Origin of the sequence: Paenibacillus athensensis (genome assembly GCF_004514475.2) — a bacterium.
GTDB classification, from domain to species: Bacteria; Bacillota; Bacilli; order Paenibacillales; family NBRC-103111; genus Paenibacillus_AL; species Paenibacillus_AL athensensis.
Window position 1 is genome coordinate 1 of sequence record NZ_MYFO02000033.1, and the last position, 967, is coordinate 967.

The following is a 967-nucleotide window of genomic DNA, read 5'->3' on the forward strand; positions in this document are numbered from 1 at the left end:
CTGGCAACGCGCGGCCGCCCGAACCACCGTCGCCCAGCATGCCGTTCCCGCCGTCGCCCCACGTCCAGACCGAGCCGTCGGATTTCAGCGCAATTGTCGTATTGCCTCCGCCGCCCGTTATCGCGATGACATCGCTCAGTCCGCTAATAACCGTTGGCGTGCTTGTGTTGTTTCCATTTCCAAGACCCAGCTGTCCGTCTCCGTTATAACCCCACGCATACACCTGACCATTGCTGTCGATGGCAAACGTGTTGTAATCGCCCGCGCTGATCAATGTGATGCCCGACAATCCCGGCACCTCGACTACTGTCGTTACCGCATCGGAGGTCGTACCGTCTCCGATTTGTCCCATCTGGTTAAAGCCCCATGTGTAAACTTTGCCGGCATCGCTCAACGCAACGCCATGCATGTTGCCCATATGCATCGAAACGATGTGGCTCAAGCCCTGTACCTGAACAGGCGTGCTGCTGTTCGCAGTCGTGCCGTCGCCGAGCTGGCCGTTCGTATTGAGGCCCCACGCCCAGACCGTGCCGTCCGTTTTCAGAGCATAGGATGACGAGTAGCGCCCTTGCACAGCGATCACATGATCCAGCCCCGCCACCTGATGGGGAATCTCATACTGGTCCCACGTCCAGACGGTGCCATCGCTTTTCAGTACAAGCGACAGCGTTCCGCCTTCGGCCGAAATCGCCACCACATGATCCACTCCGTTAACAAGACCCGGCGTTCTTCCTGCACCGCGGCCCCACTGCCAGACATGACCGTCTGCTGTCAGCGCAAGCGTATGGTCAAAACCGGCCTGCACCGCAATCACATTGCTTGGCAGACCCGGCACAGCAAACCGTTCCGGATGCGTCGTCGTCGTTCCGTCGCCGATTCCCCCACTCCAGTTCGCCCCCCATGTGTACACTTGACCTGCCGTATCCAGCACCGCCATGTGGCCTGCACCCTCGGACAGCTGGTTAAC

Annotated in this window: 1 protein-coding gene; it reads right to left on the reverse strand. The window is 59.7% G+C overall.

Features of this window, described 5'->3' with window-relative positions:
* Nucleotides 1–937 (reverse strand): RCC1 domain-containing protein (locus tag B5M42_RS24995; protein ID WP_230633185.1); only part of this gene is annotated, 937 nt, incomplete at its 3' end.
* Nucleotides 938–967 lie beyond the last annotated feature (30 nt).